Source organism: Chryseobacterium sp. KLBC 52, assembly GCF_003347605.1.
Taxonomy (GTDB): domain Bacteria; phylum Bacteroidota; class Bacteroidia; order Flavobacteriales; family Weeksellaceae; genus Chryseobacterium.
Genome location: NZ_QDFZ01000007.1, coordinates 44,767 through 62,826, shown reverse-complemented (window position 1 = coordinate 62,826; position 18,060 = coordinate 44,767). Strand labels below are relative to the sequence as shown.

Annotated in this window: 16 protein-coding genes; 13 read left to right on the top strand and 3 right to left on the bottom strand. The window is 37.2% G+C overall.

The genetic code is table 11. The features are described from left to right. The first annotated feature begins 7 nt into the window (after window positions 1-7). The 9 genes from DDF69_RS09170 to guaA all read left to right on the top strand — a co-directional run bounded on the left by DDF69_RS09170 (window position 8) and on the right by guaA (window position 10,447). Window positions 8-526 (top strand): nuclear transport factor 2 family protein, encoded by a 519-nt coding sequence (locus DDF69_RS09170; RefSeq protein WP_114820527.1) that lies wholly within the window; start codon window positions 8-10, stop codon window positions 524-526. Next, on the top strand, window positions 526-1,944 hold the full coding sequence (locus DDF69_RS09165) for an MFS transporter (RefSeq protein WP_114820526.1): 1,419 nt from the start codon (window positions 526-528) through the stop codon (window positions 1,942-1,944). The genes DDF69_RS09170 and DDF69_RS09165 overlap by 1 nt, the downstream gene beginning before the upstream one ends. A 474-nt stretch (window positions 1,945-2,418) precedes the next feature. Beyond that, the gene (locus DDF69_RS09160; protein ID WP_114820525.1) at window positions 2,419-3,147 is read left to right on the top strand and encodes a pirin family protein; all 729 of its coding nucleotides are present in this window, start codon (window positions 2,419-2,421) and stop codon (window positions 3,145-3,147) included. Between the two features lie 37 nt (window positions 3,148-3,184). Further along, window positions 3,185-3,736 (top strand): NADPH-dependent FMN reductase, encoded by a 552-nt coding sequence (locus DDF69_RS09155; protein WP_114820524.1) that lies wholly within the window; start codon window positions 3,185-3,187, stop codon window positions 3,734-3,736. Between the two features lie 308 nt (window positions 3,737-4,044). After that, window positions 4,045-5,037, top strand: coding sequence for a phosphoribosylformylglycinamidine cyclo-ligase (purM, locus tag DDF69_RS09150; protein ID WP_079241169.1), 993 nt, complete (start codon window positions 4,045-4,047; stop codon window positions 5,035-5,037). 99 nt (window positions 5,038-5,136) lie between these two features. Further along, window positions 5,137-5,700, top strand: coding sequence for a phosphoribosylglycinamide formyltransferase (gene purN, locus DDF69_RS09145; RefSeq protein ID WP_114820661.1), 564 nt, complete (start codon window positions 5,137-5,139; stop codon window positions 5,698-5,700). Window positions 5,701-5,876: 176 nt separating this feature from the next. Beyond that, on the top strand, window positions 5,877-7,394 hold the full coding sequence (gene purH / locus DDF69_RS09140; RefSeq protein ID WP_114820523.1) for a bifunctional phosphoribosylaminoimidazolecarboxamide formyltransferase/IMP cyclohydrolase: 1,518 nt from the start codon (window positions 5,877-5,879) through the stop codon (window positions 7,392-7,394). A gap of 90 nt (window positions 7,395-7,484) precedes the next feature. Continuing rightward, window positions 7,485-8,723, top strand: a complete 1,239-nt coding sequence (gene purD / locus DDF69_RS09135; RefSeq protein ID WP_114820522.1) for a phosphoribosylamine--glycine ligase — start codon at window positions 7,485-7,487, stop codon at window positions 8,721-8,723. Between the two features lie 194 nt (window positions 8,724-8,917). Next, window positions 8,918-10,447, top strand: a complete 1,530-nt coding sequence (gene guaA / locus DDF69_RS09130; protein ID WP_114820521.1) for a glutamine-hydrolyzing GMP synthase — start codon at window positions 8,918-8,920, stop codon at window positions 10,445-10,447. Between the two features lie 616 nt (window positions 10,448-11,063). Here the strand turns inward: guaA and DDF69_RS09120 are convergent. Then, entirely contained in the window at window positions 11,064-11,336 is a 273-nt protein-coding gene (locus DDF69_RS09120; protein ID WP_162800893.1) for a hypothetical protein, read from the bottom strand. 203 nt (window positions 11,337-11,539) lie between these two features. On the opposite strand from DDF69_RS09120, the gene DDF69_RS09115 reads away from it, so the two are divergent. Then, window positions 11,540-13,048: a carbon-nitrogen hydrolase family protein gene (locus tag DDF69_RS09115; protein WP_114820518.1), complete on the top strand. Its 1,509-nt coding sequence runs from the start codon at window positions 11,540-11,542 to the stop codon at window positions 13,046-13,048. Between the two features lie 61 nt (window positions 13,049-13,109). Here DDF69_RS09115 and DDF69_RS09110 read toward each other — a convergent pair whose 3' ends face one another. Beyond that, the gene (locus tag DDF69_RS09110; RefSeq protein ID WP_114820517.1) at window positions 13,110-13,754 is read right to left on the bottom strand and encodes a hypothetical protein; all 645 of its coding nucleotides are present in this window, start codon (window positions 13,752-13,754) and stop codon (window positions 13,110-13,112) included. A 150-nt stretch (window positions 13,755-13,904) separates the two neighbouring features. Further along, window positions 13,905-14,069: a hypothetical protein gene (locus DDF69_RS22175; protein ID WP_167497813.1), complete on the bottom strand. Its 165-nt coding sequence runs from the start codon at window positions 14,067-14,069 to the stop codon at window positions 13,905-13,907. 212 nt (window positions 14,070-14,281) lie between these two features. Here DDF69_RS22175 and DDF69_RS09105 point away from each other — a divergent pair, with 212 nt between their 5' ends. The 3 genes from DDF69_RS09105 to DDF69_RS09095 all read left to right on the top strand — a co-directional run bounded on the left by DDF69_RS09105 (window position 14,282) and on the right by DDF69_RS09095 (window position 18,052). Beyond that, complete coding sequence (locus tag DDF69_RS09105; protein WP_114820516.1) at window positions 14,282-15,928, top strand: ABC1 kinase family protein; 1,647 nt, start codon at window positions 14,282-14,284, stop codon at window positions 15,926-15,928. Between the two features lie 108 nt (window positions 15,929-16,036). Next, window positions 16,037-16,549, top strand: coding sequence for a hypothetical protein (locus DDF69_RS09100; protein ID WP_228411954.1), 513 nt, complete (start codon window positions 16,037-16,039; stop codon window positions 16,547-16,549). Between the two features lie 150 nt (window positions 16,550-16,699). Continuing rightward, entirely contained in the window at window positions 16,700-18,052 is a 1,353-nt protein-coding gene (locus tag DDF69_RS09095) for a DEAD/DEAH box helicase (protein ID WP_114820514.1), read from the top strand. Window positions 18,053-18,060: the final 8 nt, after the last annotated feature.

Genomic DNA, 18,060 nt, shown 5'->3' with positions numbered 1-18,060 from the left:
ATTACCTATGAAAAAACTAACGACTGCTTATACCTTACTCCTTTTTTTAATGGGATTCTCTTTATTTACTGCACAGTCAAAAAATACTTTTGAGAAAGAAAAATCGGAAATCAGTGCGATGCTTGATACTTTCAATGCAACGGCGGCAAAAGCAGATTACAATGCCTATTTCAATCTCTTTGCAGATGAATCTACCTTCATCGGAACAGACGCTACCGAAATCTGGGATAAAAAAGCATTTATGGCATGGGCAAAACCTTATTTTGACAAAAAGAAAACCTGGAATTTTAAAGCCCTTAAAAGAAATATTTACTTCAGTAAAGACGGAAAACTGGCATGGTTTGATGAATTACTGGATACCCAGATGAAGATCTGCAGAGGTTCCGGTGTTGTAGAAAAAATCAATGGAAGCTGGAAGGTTAAGCAATATGTTCTTTCTGTGACAGTGCCTAATGAGGTGGTAGATAAAGTAGTTACAGAAAAAGCACCTATCGAAGATGCATTAATTCAAAAACTGAAGTCATAATGGCAATAATGATGGGGAAATATGATACCGGGGCAGTCGGGAAAAGAAAAAAGCCAGACTTATCAATGCTCCAGATTATCAATATGAGCATGGGATTCCTGGGAATTCAGATGGCATTTGGGTTACAAAATGGAAATGCAAGCCGTATTCTGGGGAATTTAGGAGCAGATGTTCATGAATTATCATGGTTCTGGCTGGTAGCTCCCATTACAGGTCTGATTGTTCAGCCTATTATCGGCCACATGGGCGACAATACCTGGAGTCCGTTGGGAAGAAGAAAACCTTATTTCCTGATTGGAGCTGTTTTGTGTGCCATAGGATTGGTTCTCCTTCCAAATGCTGCTTCCGTTACTCAGATGTTTGCGGCCAATGCGCTTTTGTTAGCGGTAATATTCCTTGCCATGATGGATGCTTCAGTGAATATTGCAATGGAGCCATTCAGAGCTTTGGTAGGAGATATGCTTCCCAAACATCAGGGTACGATAGGATTTTCTGTGCAAACAATTCTGATCGGAATCGGAGCAGTACTGGGTTCTTATCTTCCGGATTGGTTAACAAAAATGGGCATTTCTAATGAAGCACCAGCAGGGTTTGTAGCAGATAATGTTATTTACTCTTTTTATATCGGTGCAGGATTGCTTATCATATCAATTCTATACACCATCATGACAACCAGAGAATATTCCCCGCAGGAATTTGCTGATTTTGAAGATGGAAAAGAAGGAGAACAACATAATTCTAAGTTTTCAGATATTTTCAAAGATTTTGCTGCGATTCCTGCGCAGATGAAAAAGCTGGGAATTGTTCAGTTTTTCTCATGGTTTGCACTGTTTACCATGTGGGTATTTACCACCAGTGCATTGGCGACACATCATTTCGGACTTTCTCCGGAAGATACCCATTCCAAAGCATTTAATGATGCAGGTGATCTTACCGGAAAACTTTTCGGAATGTATAATCTCTGGGCAATTCCGTTTGCATTTCTATTAACACCTATTGCTAAACTGATTGGTAAAAAACAGACTCATGCCTTAGCGTTATTATGTGGAGGTTTGGGATTGGTTTCCATGTATTTCATTAAAGATGTCAACAATTTATGGATCTCAATGATCGGATTAGGTTTTGCCTGGGCAAGTATTCTGGCAATGCCTTATGCAATGCTTATTGAGGTGATTCCACAAAGAAAAATGGGAGTTTATATGGGAATATTCAATTTCTTTATTGTGATTCCTCAGATCATCAATGGTTTATTCGGAGGTCCTGTCGTAAGTGGTGTTTTTGGAAAACAGGCTATGGATTATGTGGTTGTAGGAGGTGTTTGCATGCTGATTGGGGCTGTAGTGACCATGATTTTTGTGAAATCTGAAGATGAGACTCCAAAGGAAATTGAAGAGGAAATCAAGCAGGTGCATTTTTAAATTGGAAACTAGAAGTTAGAGGTTAGAAGTTAGTTGTGCCGTAAACTTTAACTTAAATATAAAAAACATAACAAAATTCAATAGAAACGGGCTTTAGCCCGTTTTCTCTTTAAACATTCATCAATCTGGCTTTAGCCAAAACTCAGACCTAAATGCATTTTTTTGTGCTTTTTTGATGATTAGAATATTATAATGTCTCGCAGATTATACAGATGACGCTGATGTTTGCACTTATTTATATAATCAGTTCAATCATTGGAAGAAAAAATATCCAGTATAAAATTTTATCGCAGATAAAATCCTTGCGTCCTAAAAGCATATCAAATGTAAAAAAAATCGCGTCTTTGCGTAATCCAACTTAGCCTATATTTTCACTTTTTCACCCTTTTTACTTCACCAATTTCCTTTCTTAACCTACATCAACTTTTTAAACGCTCACATCCCGTACATTTGTACCATAAATAATCACAGAAAATGAAAACAGTATATCATAAAGCAGATTCAAGAGGCCATGCCAACCACGGATGGTTAAATTCATATCATACATTCAGTTTTGCCAACTATCAAAACAGAGAGAGAACAAACTTTGGCGTTTTAAGAGTATTGAACGATGATACCGTTTCGCAGGGAATGGGCTTCGGAACACACCCGCACAGAGATATGGAAATTATATCCATTCCTTTGGAAGGTGATTTGGAGCATAAAGATTCAATGGGAACCACTGCGGTGATCAGAAAAGGAGAAATTCAGGTGATGAGTGCCGGAACCGGTGTGATGCACAGCGAATACAATAAAAATAAAGATGAGGAAGTGAAATTTCTTCAGATCTGGGTGTTCCCAAAAGAACAGAATGTTGAACCGAGATACGATCAGAAAAGTATCAAAGAAGGAGAAAAGATCAACGGATTCCAGCAGATCTTATCTCCCAATAAAAATGATGACGGAGTTTGGATTCATCAGGATGCATGGTTCAATCTGGCGAACTTTAAAAAAGGAAATGGCAAAAATTATATGCTTAACAAAAAAGGAAACGGAGTGTATGCATTTGTGTTAAAAGGAAGTGCGAAAATCGGAGACCGTGTTCTGAATGAAAGAGACGGATTAGGAATCTGGGATACACAGAGCTTTAATATTGAAGCCGTAGAAGACACCGAAGTATTATTAATGGAAGTCCCAATGGAACTGCCTTCTTATCTTAAATAAAAAACTAAATTTGTAATCTTAAAAATAAACCTCACCTATGAAAATTTTAGCAATAGCAGGAAGTAATTCAGAAGCTTCAATGAACAAACAGTTGGTAGCGTATGCATCAACATTATTTGAAAATGCAGACGTAGAAGTGATCGATTTGAATCCTTTCGAAATGCCCATCTATAAACATGAAAGAGAATTAGCAGGCGGTGTTCCTCAGGAAGCTCATGATTTTGCAGCAAAAATTGATGGTGCAAACCTATTGTTGGTTTCTTTAGGAGAGCACAACGGAACCTATTCTACAGCATTTAAAAATGTGTTCGACTGGGTATCCAGAATCAAAGACAGAACCGTTTGGAACGAAGTACCTATGCTATTGATGTCTACATCTCCGGGCGGTAGAGGTGGAGCAGGTGTTTTGGAAGCAGCATCAAAGCGTTTCCCTTTCCACGGAGGAAATGTGGTGGAAACTTTTTCACTTCCTTTCTTTAATGATAACTTTGATAAAGCCGCTCAGAAAATTTCTAATGAAGAGAAAGACAGCGAGTTAAAAGAAAAAATTAAGAAGATTGCAGCCATTGAAACAATCCTTGAAAAATAGAATTTGAATATTCATTTAAAATTACTATTTTTGCAAAAAGAAAAGAGATGAAAATTCAGACCTCCTATAATCAATGTTTTTCTCATAAAGGGAAAGTTGTGGGCTCTGAAATTCTGAGATAAAATAACGGCCGATAATCTGAAAAGATTGTCGGCTTTTTTGTTTTCTAAAATCGAGTATAAAAGTAATTATTAAAATAAAATGTATCAATATACTAATGTACCAGTTTACCAATTCTCCGGTTTCCAAAGTGAAGCTATTGTTACATTGCTAAACTGATATATTGTTACATTATTAAATTATTAAACATGAGCAACACTTACAAATCAGCAGGAGTAGACAAAGAAGAAGGATACAAAACGGTTGACAAGATCAAAAAAGCGGTCGGAGAAACCCACAATTCCAATGTACTGAACCACTTGGGAAGTTTTGGTGCTTTCTATGAAATCGGTGGATACAAAAATCCGGTTCTTGTATCAGGAACAGATGGAGTAGGAACAAAGCTGAAAGTAGCTTTAGATACTAAAAAATATGATTCTATTGGGGTAGATTGTTTCGCAATGTGTGCTAACGATATTCTTTGTCACGGAGCAAAACCTTTATTCTTTCTTGATTATCTGGCTTGTGGAAAGCTTGATTCAGAAATCGCTGCAGAAATCGTTTTAGGAATGGTTGCTGCTTGTAAGGATAACAACTGTGCACTGATTGGTGGTGAAACTGCTGAAATGCCTGGTATGTACCAGCCTGGAGATTATGATGTTGCAGGATTCTGTGTAGGAATCGTAGAAAAAGATCAGATCATTGACGGTTCTAAGATCAAAGCTGGGAACAAAATTATTGCATTACCAAGCTCTGGATTCCACTCAAACGGATTCTCTTTAGTAAGAAAAGTATTCCCGAACTTTGAAGAAGAGTTTGAAGGAAAACCATTATATGAGACGCTTTTAGTTCCTACAAGACTATACTACAAAGATATTCACAAAGTATTGGAAGAAGTAAAAGTAGAAGGAATTGCTCACATCACAGGAGGTGGTCTTTACGAAAACGTTCCAAGAATTATTCCTGAAGGACTTTGTGCTTCTATTGACGAGACAAAAATCAGAATTCCTAGTGTGATGCTTGAGCTTGAAAAAAGGGGGGGAGTAAAACGTGAAGAAATGCACGGAACATTCAACATGGGGGTAGGAATGGTAATCGTTGTAGATGCTGAACATGCTGAAAAAGTATTGCACCTTTTAGATGACGCTTACGAAATCGGAGAAATCACTGAAGGAGCAGAGAAAATTAATTTAAAGTTTTAGAAGCTTAATCCCGCTTTCCGCTATATCTTTTTTGCCAGTGCTTTTTTACAAAGCCATTTCAAAAAAAGGATGCCGCTGCAATCGGGGCTAATTAGAAATATGAAGAACATCGTTGTACTCGTATCCGGTTCAGGAACCAATTTGCAGAGAATCATTGATACTATTGATTCCGGAGAAATCCAGAATGCAAAAGTAACTTTAGTTGTGGCAGACAGAGAATGTTTCGGATTGGAAAGAGCAAAGAATCACAATATAGAAAACATACTGATTCCGAGAGGAAAGAATTTCAGCAGTGAATTGGCTAAAGTAATCCCTGAAAATACAGATTTAATCGTATTGGCAGGATTTTTATCCATCTTAAAATCTGAATTCTGCGAGAGCTGGAATGGTAAAATAATCAATATTCATCCTGCTTTACTTCCGAAATTCGGAGGAAAAGGAATGTGGGGGATGAACGTTCACAATGCAGTTATTGAAGCCAAAGAAGTAGAAAGTGGGGCAACTGTACATTTTGTGACACCAGGGATTGATGAAGGAGAAGCTATTCTTCAGAAGTCTTTCGAAGTAACCGCTGAGGATACTCCTGAAACGCTGGCTCAGAAAGTTCACCAGATTGAATATGAAATATTCCCGATAGCGATCAATAAGGTCCTGGGAAATTAATAAATATAACCAATGTACCAGTGTACCAATTTACCAATGTTAAAGGTATTGTTACATTGCTAGACTGATACATTGCTGCATTAGCAAATAATCTAAGTAAAATAAAAGTAAGTTCGGAGGTGAAAGACCCGGACACAGTTTGAAATAGCTGTAAAAAGTAAAAAATTGAAAGTAAAATGAGTAAAAAGAGAGTTTTAATCAGTGTTTCTGACAAAAGTGGATTAATTGAATTCGCGCAGTTTTTGGAAGCTCAGAATTATGAGTTGATCTCTACAGGAGGAACGTTCAAACATTTGAAAGACGCTGGTTTAAATCCTATTCAGATTGATGAGGTAACCAATTTCCCTGAAATGTTGGATGGAAGAGTGAAAACTCTACACCCGAAAGTTCACGGTGGATTGTTGGCTGTTCGTAACAACGAAGAGCACATGAAAACCGTTCAGGAACACGGAATTGGTCTGATTGACATGGTGATCGTAAACCTTTACCCTTTCTTTGAAAATGTAAACAAAGACATTTCTTTACATGAAAAAGTAGAGTTTATCGATATCGGAGGTCCTTCAATGCTTCGTTCCGCAGCGAAAAACTTTGATTCTGTAACGGTAATCACTGATGTAGAAGATTATGCAGCAGTGAAAATTGAAATGGAGCAAAACGGTGATACATATATCGAAACCCGTAAAAAGCTTGCAGGAAAAGTATTCAACCTTACCTCTGCGTATGATGCTGCAATTTCAAGAATGCTTTTAGATGAAGAATATCCTACTTATCTGAATGCTTCTTATAAAAAAGTGGCTGACTTAAGATACGGAGAAAACCCTCACCAGACAGCAGCTTACTACGTTTCTACTTTCGAGAACGGAGCGATGAAAGACTTCGAGCAGCTTGGAGGGAAAGAACTTTCTTTCAACAATCTTCGTGATATGGACCTTTGCTGGAAAGTTGTCACTGAGTTCAAAGAAGAAATGGCTTGTTGTGCGGTAAAACACTCTACACCTTGTGGTGTTGCAATCGGAACTTCAGCATTGGAAACATACCAGAAAACATTCGAATGTGATCCGGTTTCCATCTTTGGCGGAATTGTTGCAATGAACTATAAGATTGATGCAGCTACAGCTGAAGAATTAAATAAAACTTTCCTTGAAATTGTAATGGCTCCTGAATTTGATGAAGAAGCCCTTGAAATTTTGAGAAAAAAGAAAAACCTGAGAATCATCAAAATCGTAAACCCTGTTTCAGACAAACAGACCTGGGTGAAAGTAGACGGAGGAATCCTTGTTCAGGATAATGACCTGCACTTCTCAGACGATATCAAAGTGGTAACTGAAGTACAGCCTACAGAAGAACAGAAAAAAGCATTACTTTTCTCTCAGAGAGTCGTAAAATATGTGAAGTCTAATGCCATCGTAGTTTCCAACGGAATTCAGGCGTTCGGTATCGGAGGCGGTCAGGTAAACAGAATCTGGGCAACTCAGCAGGCTATCGAAAGGGCAAAAGAAAAATTCTCAGGAGATTTGGTACTGGCTTCAGATGCATTTTTCCCTTTCCGTGATGTGGTAGATTTCTGCGCTCAGGAAGGTATCAAGGCGATTATTCAGCCGGGTGGAAGTGTAAAAGATCAGGATAGTATTGAGGCTGCCAACGAGCACAATATTCCAATGATGTTTACAGGTGTCAGACACTTTTTCCACTAATTAAAATAGAATTAAAAAATAATTAGGGATTGTATTTTTAGCATTCAAAATTATATATTTGTAAAATAAGACTAGATAATAATATAAAGTATGAGAATATTAATCATAGGTGAAGGCGGTAGAGAATCTGCTTTAGCGGCAAAGCTTCAGAATGACTCAAGAATTTCTAAAATGTTTTTTGCCAACGGGAATGCTACTACCGATGTAATAGGGAAAAATGTTCATTTATCAGAAATCAAAGAACTTAGAGATTTCGCTATTAAAGAAAAAATTGATCTTACGATCGTAGGTCCTGAAGCTCCTCTTGTAGCGGGTATCAAGGACGAATTTAAAAAGCATGATCTTAAGGTTTTCGGGCCTACTCAAAAAGTAGCGAGCCTGGAAGGAAGTAAAGCTTTCTCTAAGAAATTTATGCAGACCTATGATATCAAAACAGCTAAAGCTGTAGTATTTGATTCATATAACGAAGCTAAAGAATATGTGCAGACACAGCAGTATCCTTTGGTAATCAAGGCAAGTGGTTTAGCTGGCGGAAAAGGTGTTGTTATCTGTGACAACCTTGAAGAAGCTGAAGCTACAATCCATGATTTCATGATCAGAAGAATCTATGGTGATGCTGGTATTCGTTTAGTTATTGAAGAATATTTACAAGGTTTTGAAGCTTCTATTATTGCTTTCTCTAACGGGGAAAAATTATTCCCATGTGTAGCAGCTAAAGATTATAAAAAAGCTGGAAACGGAGATACAGGACCTAATACAGGAGGTATGGGTTCAGTAGCACCAAGCCCGGAATTTACTCAGGAGCACTACGCAGATTTTGAGAGAAATATCTTGGAACCTACTGTTAAAGGTCTTAAAGCTGAAGGTTTCGGATTTAAAGGAATCATCTTCTTCGGATTGATGGTAACGAAAAACGGAGCTTACCTTCTGGAATACAACATGAGATTCGGAGATCCTGAAACTCAGGTATTGATGGCATTGATGGAAAACAATCTTCTGGATGTGATTCAGGATTGTATGGAAGGAAAAGAAATTGAGCTTAAGTTTAAAGACGAAAAAGCAGTTTGTCTGGTAATGTGTTCAGGAGGTTATCCGAGAAACATCGAAATAGGTTTCGAAATTACCGGAGAAGAGAAATTGAAACACAGTAAATTGTTATACGCAGGAGCAATCAGCAAAGGAGATAAAGTAGTTTCCAATGGAGGTAGAGTACTGAACATTGTGGCTACAGGAGCTACTTACGAAGATGCCCGCAAAAAAGTTTACGAAGACGCAGGTCACGTACATTTCGATTACGGCTTCTACAGAGAAGACATCGGAAAGTTTTAATAAAAATCACGAAAAAAGATTTGGAGCTAATCCAAGTCTTTTTTTGTAAAACAGTTAATAATTAGAAGTTAGACGCTAGAGGTTAGAAATTAGTTGCTGAAAATGGAATTGGGAAATTATTTCCAAGCCAGAAGCCATTAGCCAGTGGCCATTAGCTCTATCATTTATCAATCATCATTTATCAATTATCAAAAATGAACAACGGTATTATTATTTTAGATTTCGGATCCCAGTACAACCAGCTTATCGGAAGAAGAATCCGTGAGATGGGCGTGTACTCTGAAATCTTGCCTTACAATACACCATTACAAGATATTTTAGCAAAGCAGCCAAAAGGAATCATCCTTTCCGGTGGACCAAGTTCTGTAAATGCAGAAAATGCTCACCTGGTTGAAAAAGAATTATACGAGCAAGGAGTTCCTGTATTGGGAATCTGCTACGGAATGCAGATGACTGCTCACCTTTTAGGAGGTAAAGTAAACAAAGGAGAAAAAGGAGAATACGGTAAAGCCAACTTAGAGATCGTTAAAGAAAGTTCTTTATTAAAAGGAGTGACTCAGAACTCTGTGGTTTGGATGAGTCACTTTGACGAAGTAGGAGAATTGCCTGCAGGTTTTGAATTAAATGCAAAATCAGGAGTCATTGCTTCTATCGCTAATGAAGATAAAAAAATCTTCTGCGTTCAGTTCCACCCGGAAGTTTCTCATACAGAAGAAGGTGGGAAGATGCTTGAAAATTTCGTTTTCAGCATCTGTAACTCAGAAAAAAACTGGAAACTGACTAACTATATCGAAAAAACAGTTGAGGAGATCCGTGAGAAAGTTGGAGACAACAAAGTAATCCTTGGACTTTCAGGAGGTGTAGACTCTTCTGTAGCCGCTGTTTTGATCCACAAAGCCATCGGTGATCAGTTAACTTGTATCTTCGTAGATACGGGATTATTGAGAAAGGATGAAGGCAAAAAAGTAATGGATCAGTATGGAGAGCATTTCCATATGAACATTAAAATGGTAGATGCTAAAGAAAGATTCCTTTCAAAACTAGCGGGAGTAGACGATCCTGAAGCAAAGAGAAAAATCATTGGAAACGAATTCATCCATGTTTTTGACGAAGAATCTCACAAAATTGAAGGGGCTAAATTCTTAGCTCAGGGAACCATTTATCCTGACGTTATCGAAAGCCAGTCTGTCAACGGACCATCTGCTGTAATCAAGTCTCACCACAATGTTGGAGGGCTTCCTGAAGATATGGAATTCGAATTATTAGAGCCATTAAGAGAGCTTTTCAAAGACGAAGTAAGAAGAGTAGGAGAAGAATTGGGTATTCCTCATCACCTGGTATACAGACACCCTTTCCCAGGTCCTGGATTAGGAATCAGAGTATTGGGAGCGGTAGATGCTGAGAAAGTAAGAATCCTTCAGGAAGCTGATGATATCTTCATCGAAGAATTATATAAAAATGACCTTTACGAAAAAGTATCTCAGGCATTTGTAGTACTTCTTCCTGTAAAATCTGTAGGAGTAATGGGTGATGAAAGAACTTATGAATATACTGCTGTAGTACGTTCTGCCAACACCATCGACTTTATGACAGCAACATGGAGCAGACTTCCTTACGAGTTCCTGGATACCGTTTCCAGCAGAATCATCAACGAAGTAAGAGGAATCAACAGAGTAGCTTACGATATTTCAAGCAAACCACCTGCAACCATTGAGTGGGAATAATTTTTGACTTGAATTTAAAATATAAATCCTGCCCGTTTTTGGGTGGGATTTTTTTGTTAAAACTGTTTCAATGAAGACATGATCAATAAAATATTTAAAGCAATTAATAAGCAATATATCAGTTTGAAGAGTATATGCTTATGGAAAATAAGATAGTTTAAAAATATTGATCCTGCTACATGTACATAAATAAAAGTTTTCACTTCCTCGGCATTGAGTTCAGATGCCGAAAATAAGTTGAAATTATGTGAAAGATTAATGATTGAGTAAGGATAAAAGATTCTTAAAATCAAAATAAGTAAGGTGCTTATAAGTAAAGTTACTGCGTATGGTTTCATTATCATTAGCTAATAAAAAATTTAATTAATCCTTATTGTCCGATAAAAAGTATAAATACATTGAAAATATCAATTTTTACATCATGAATTAACAGGTCGCTCCTCCGGAGCTATAATTTTAAAACAAATATGTTCTATTAACAGTTAGCTCCTAGTGGAGCTTGATTTGATCCCGTAGGGATCTGCTGTTAATAGAAAAAAAGAAGTTCCCATAAAAATAAAGCTCCGGAGGAGCGACCTGTTAATTACGCTTTAATGTAATCGGACAAGAATGATTTTTAATTGACATTGTAAAAATAAAAATCTTCAGCAGAAAAAGCATTCAGGCTTTCCATAAAATCAAAATAAGCATTATAAAAATCAGGATCTACAGAAAGGTATGGATTAGATAGCTTATCGACAAGAATGTATTCTATATCATAAAATGCATGCAAAATATTTTTTATTTGTAACGCATATTGACTTTCTATAAAAATCAGAGGATAATTCAAACAGATATATCCGATGGTTTTATCTCCCAACAGCAGAACAACAACTTTTTCTGTATCCATTTCCATACTAATATTATAATGGGGTTTAAGGGTTTCCATTACAAAGCCAAAATCAGAATGTTTCCAGTAATTATTTGAGTAAACTGCTGCTTGTAAAATCTCAGAGATATCCACTGTTAAATTTTGTATAAATAGTTGGGAAGTACTTTTCTATAAGGATTAAAGTAAAATATTTTCACTAAATTTAAGTAAAATTACATCAAATGCAAATAGAAACAAGAAACCTGACCCTTCAGGATTATAATGAGCTGGCGGAAACGATGAAAAGGGCCTACCCGCAGATGTCGGAATCTATCTGGTCCAAAAAAAGTATTGATAAACTCACAAAAATATTTCCGAACGGACAGATCTGTATCACCGTTGACGGAAAACTGGCTGCTGTAGCACTTTCCATTATCGTTAATTACGAAGAATTTGGAGATGATCATACCTACAGCGATATTACGGGAAATTACACATTCAATACCCACACTTCAACGGGGAATGTTCTCTACGGAATTGAAGTTTTTGTCGATCCGGAGTTCCGTGAACTGCGTTTGGGAAGAAGGCTTTATGATGCCCGAAAAGAGCTTTGTGAATTATTAAACCTGAAATCTATTGTTCTGGGTGGCAGAATCCCGAATTATCACAAATACAGCCATGAATTTTCTCCAAGAGAATATATCCGAAAAGTAAGAGATAAGGAAATCTATGATCCTGTATTATCTTTCCAGCTTTCCAATAATTTTCTTCCGATAAGAATCCTGAAAAAATATCTTCCGGAGGATGAAGCTTCCAGAGAGAATGCAGTTCTTCTACAGTGGAATAACATTTACTACAGCAGAAAACCAAATACGATGCAGGACAGCATTATTCGTCTTGGATTGGTACAATGGCAAATGAGAACCTTTAAAGATATTGAGGCGTTTTATGAGCAGGTAGAATTCTTTGTCAATGTGATGGGAGATTATAAGTCTGATTTTGTCCTGTTCCCGGAACTCTTCAACACGCCTTTGCTGGCTCCTTTCAATAATCTTTCCGAAAGAGACAGTATGATAGAACTGGCTAAGCTTACCGAGCAGATCAAAAATAAAATCTCAGAACTGGCGATCAGTTACAACGTGAATATTATTTCCGGAAGTATGCCTGTTTTTGATAGTGATAATAATGATTTGTACAATGTAAGTTACCTTCTTCATCGTGACGGACGTATGGATGAATACAGAAAAATTCACATTACTCCGAACGAAAAAAGGTACTACGGAATGAAAGGCGGAAATGAAATCAAAGTCTTTGATACCGACTGTGGGAAAATAGGACTTGTCATCTGCTACGACGTAGAATTCCCGGAACTCCCAAGAATTCTGGCTGATCAGGGAATGAAAATCCTGTTTGTACCGTATCTGACAGACACTCAGAATGCCTATATGAGAGTACGTCACTGTGCTGCTGCAAGAGCCATAGAAAATGAATGTTATGTGGCCATTGCCGGTTGTGTAGGAAACCTTCCGAAGGTAAACAATATGGATATTCAGTTCGGACAGGCTGCCGTATTTACTCCTTCCGATTTTGCTTTCCCATCTAATGCCGTGAAAGGGGAGGCTACTCCTAATACAGAAATGACCCTGATTGTAGATGTCGATCTTAACCTCTTGAAAGATCTCCATCACAACGGTTCTGTTCAGGTCATGAAAGACCGCAGAAAAGACCTTTACGAAACGTACCTTAAATAAAAAATATCAGCGGCAGCTCCATTGGAGCTGCCGCTGATATTTTTTTTCCAACCAGACCGAACTATTCTTTCTTAGCGGATTCTCTGATTAAATCCTGATTGTTTTTATAAACCTCATATTGCTCAGGACTCAGTATCTTTTTAAAATCTTTATCAAGGACTTTAAAATCACTGATGATAACCTTTTTTGCCTTATTGCTGTCAGCATCTTCAGGACTCGCATTTTTCTTGTTGAGACGCTTTCCAAAATCTTTCTGAACTTTCTGTACTCCTTTGAAGTTGATCTCGTATACCTGCTCAACTTGTCTTTCAGTCAGATCCAGAATAGGAACCATAATCAATGTTCTGAAAAGCGCAATCTTTTCTGCCCGGTCTTGTTTTACGATTGCCATTTGCTCCGGAGTAAGGATTTGTTCCATTGCCTTATGACGCTGAGCGATGATGCTAACAAATTCGTCAGCAATTACTTTGTTGTTCTGGGAACTGCTATTATCACCAGCTTTATTATCAAGAGCAATAAGCGCATCTGCAGTCATTTTATTGATCTCTGTCACTTTACTAACCTGTGATTCTGTAAGTCCTAAATAACTCATTTCTTTTGTGGCTACTTCGGCAATAGAATGAGCTGATGCTACCTGCGCTTTTATTTGTGTTGTAAACAGAACTGCTGATACAATAAGACCAGCTGAAATAATTTTTTTTAACATAGTGTTGTATTTAAATATTTATAAATTTTTTTGTTCTTCCAGATGGAAATAATGTGCCGGAAATTGAGGTACGTAGGCATTTTTCAGGGCAAAAAAAATACCCGAAGAATATTTCTTCGGGTACTGTATAATTCTGTATAAAATCTGATCTTACATATACTGAGGGCATACTACAGCAGGACAGATCAGTCCAGGACATTTTGGTCTTCCGTCTGTAGGGCAGCATTGGTTTGAGCAGTTTCCGATAATGATTCCGCTTCCTGCAATTCCTTTTAATTGCTCTCTTGATAGTTTGTTGTTGCGTAAATTTTTCATGTTCTAATACTTTTGATTTGTTTTAATTTGTACGTTGTAAATATATTAATTTTTACAATATATGATGCGTTTTTATTGATATTGGTGTATTTTATTCTTTAAAATACTGATTATGTGTTGTTATTTTTAATTTTATTCGTTAGCGTTGTTATCATAATTGTTTTCATAAAGGAACAATTTTTGGAGTAAATTGCACCTACTATTGATACACTATGTTTGATAAGCCTCAAAGAAAACTGAAAAGATCCGCAAGACTGATTTCCGTACTAAGTAAATATGGGTTCAAAGATCTTCTGGCCAGAATGAATGGAAATAAACAGGAAGAAACTTCTGGTCATTCAGATGAAATCATTTCAAAAGGAACCGTTTACGAAAGAATAAGACTCGCTCTCGAAGAGCTGGGACCTACGTTTGTAAAACTGGGGCAGACATTCAGTAACAGGGAAGACTTATTGCCGCCGGAATTGATCCAGGAGTTGCAAAAACTTCAGGACAAAGTGGATACAGTAGATATGGATGTAGAAGAAGCGCTGGAAACTGAGTTTAATATTTCCGTCAAAGATTATTTCAGTGAAATCGAGAAAAAGCCTTTGGCTACAGCTTCTATTGCACAGGTTTACAAAGCTGTTCTGCTGGATGGCAGTCCTGTAATTTTAAAATTGAGAAAACCCGATGTACAGTCAGTCATTGAAGATGATTTACTGTTGATCAAAGATATTGAAAAGCTCATATCTGCCTATTCGGAAATAGGAGAAAAACTGAATCTGAAGCAGGCGATTTCTACCTTTGAAAGATCTTTACTTGAAGAAGTTTCTCTGATCAATGAAAAAAATAATATCCAGCAGTTCCGACTGAATTTTAAGAACAATAAAGAAACCTATGTTCCTAAAGTGTACGAAGAATTTTCCAACAACAATATTCTTTGTATGGAATTTATCGATGGGATTAAAGTAACCGACAAATCTGTTCTGCTGGCCAATGATATTGATCCTGTAAAAGTTTCAGAAACAGGATTGAGGCTTTTTGTATCGCAGATTTTAGACTACGGATTTTTCCATGCTGATCCTCACGCCGGAAATATTTTAGTGAGAAAAGACGGTAAAATTGTTTTCATTGATTTTGGGGCAGTAGGTAAAATTCAGCCCAATGATAAAGAAATTCTTGAAAATCTTATCGTAAGTTTTGTCGCCAAAAATGCTCATAAAATAGTCCGTTCCCTTAAAAAAATGGCCATAAGCTATGAAATTCCGGATGAAAGAAGGTTTGAAAATGATGTGGAAGAAATCCTGAACTTTGTACACAGCTCATCATTACAGGATATCAATGTACAGGTGATTATCAATAAGATGAAAGATATTTTGAAGGACAACAGGCTTTATATGCCGGATTATTTCTATCTTCTGTTCAAAGGAATAAGCCTGATAGAAGGAGTGGGAAGGAGTATTAATCCTGATCTTGATATCGTTAAAAGTCTTCATCCTTACACCAAAAAGATTTTCACCAAGAAAATCAGTCCTAAAAATCTTTTAAAAACAGGAATGGACCGCATGATGAACTTTACGGATAATGTCGATGAAATTCCGAAAGAACTCCGTTCCGTTCTCCAAAAGCTGGATGAAAATAAATTTACGGTTTCCAGCGAAATCAAAAATATTGATAAGACCAACCAACTGATCAAATCCAGTGTCATCAATCTGATTCTGGCTATGGTTTTAGGAGCAAATATCATTGCTACAGCCATTGTTTTTTCTTCCGAATCCGGACCAAGAATCGGAGAACTATCTTTGGTAGCAGTTCTGGGCTTTATCTTTTCAATCCTTTTAGTCATAATCCTCCTACTAAGAGTAACCAGAAAATAAACCCGAAAAATTCAAAAACTCGAAACCCTAAACTTCGCATCTCGCATCTCGAAACTCGTACCCTGTAACTCGTACCCCGAATCCGCAACTCATAACCACAAACCAACAATGAAAACACTTATTATAACCGCAATCACCTTATTCAGTTCACATTCTATGGCTCAACAAGCAAACGAAGAGAAGCTTCAGGGAGATTTTGACGGAAATGGAACAAAAGAATACGCCTATACAAAAGTCAGCGACTGTGGTGACGAATGTGAAGGAAAGTGTGAAACAACCATTTATTTCAGTGATAAAAATATAAAACCCATAACAATTTCTCCTGCCAATCAGGGAAGTTTGTATAATTTGGGAGATCTTAATGATGACGGTAAAGAGGAGATCGGATTTTATCCCAACTGGTGTACCAGCTGCTGGCATCCTTTTTATGTGTATACTTTAAGTAAAACGGGCTGGAAGCCATTATTGCCTTCTATTTCAACCCATTGTAATCAGTGGGAAGAAGATCAGTTCCCCATCAAAAAAGATCCTAAAAAGAAAGGATATGTTATCGTTACCTCCAGTAAATGGGAAGATGATGATATTAAAATCAAAGTCAATAGTGTAAAGATGAATGAGTGATTAATTTGTTGCTGGCTGTTCTTTGTTGCCAGAAAGATCAGTGTATTTGGTAGTGATTCCCTATAATCAGATAGCTACTCTCTGCAACCTGCAGCCTAATATCTGCCACCTCAAATTTTCAACTTGTAATTAAATACCTATCTTTGCAAAATGGAAAAACTCACTTTTGCGGATTTTGACCTTCCGGTTAAAATTCTTGATGTTTTAGCGGATCTGGAATTATTTGAACCTACTCCTATTCAGGAGAAGAGCTTGAAACCTATTCTTTCGGGAAGAGATGTAATGGGAATTGCACAGACCGGAACCGGAAAAACATTGGCTTATCTTTTACCCGTTCTGAAAACATGGAAATACAGCAAGACAGGAAATCCAACTGTTTTGGTGCTTGTTCCTACAAGAGAATTGGTGGTACAGGTGACTGAAATCCTTGAAAAACTGACGGAAAATATTACCGCAAGAGTAATCGGAATTTATGGTGGAAAAAATATCAATACTCAAAAACTATTGTTCAATGATGGTTGTGATATTCTGGTAGGAACACCGGGAAGAGTGATGGACCTTTCCATAGACAACGCAATCTCTCTGAAGGAAGTTCAGAAGCTGATCATTGACGAGTTTGATGAGATGCTTAACCTTGGTTTCAGACCGCAGCTTACTCATATTTTTGAAATGATGAAAGAGAAAAGACAAAATATTCTTTTCTCAGCGACGATGACAGAAGCGGTAGATGATATGCTGGATGAATATTTTGCAAGTCCGGTAGAAATTTCATTGGCAAAATCAGGAACTCCGCTTGAAAAAATTGAACAGACTGGGTACAAGGTCGAAAACTTTAATACTAAAATCAATTTACTTGAACATTTGCTGAAAAGTGATGCTGATATGTCCAAAGTATTGATCTTTAACAATAATAAAAGGCATGCCGACCTGCTCTTTACTAAAATCGATGAACTTTTCCCTGAACAGTTTGATGTGATTCACTCCAATAAATCGCAGAATTACAGACTAAAAGCGATGAAAAGGTTTGAGAATGAAGAGATCAGAGGTTTGATTACGACAGACGTAATGGCAAGAGGTCTTGATATTTCAAACATTACGCATGTCATCAATTTTGAAACCCCTGATATTCCTGAGCAGTATATCCATAGAATCGGTAGAACGGGTAGAGCAGATAAAGAAGGGAAAGCTTTGGTTTTCGTAACGAAAAAAGAAGAACCTTTGCTGCTTGATATCGAGCTGTTGATGGACAAAGAATTGAAATTTAATGAATTCCCTGAAGGCGTTAAGATCAATCCTAAGAAAATCGCTGCCGAAGAAGATCAGGTTGTGATGAAAAATCCTGTACAGGTAAAACTGAATGAAGGAGGTGGAGCATTCCATGAGAAAAAGGCTAAAAATACCAAAGAAAACTGGGGTGGACCTTCCAAAAGAAAAGCACCTAAGAAGTTTGGAGCCAACAGAGCTCAGCAGAAAGCAATTTCGAAGTCGAAAAGAAAGAAATAAAATAAAAA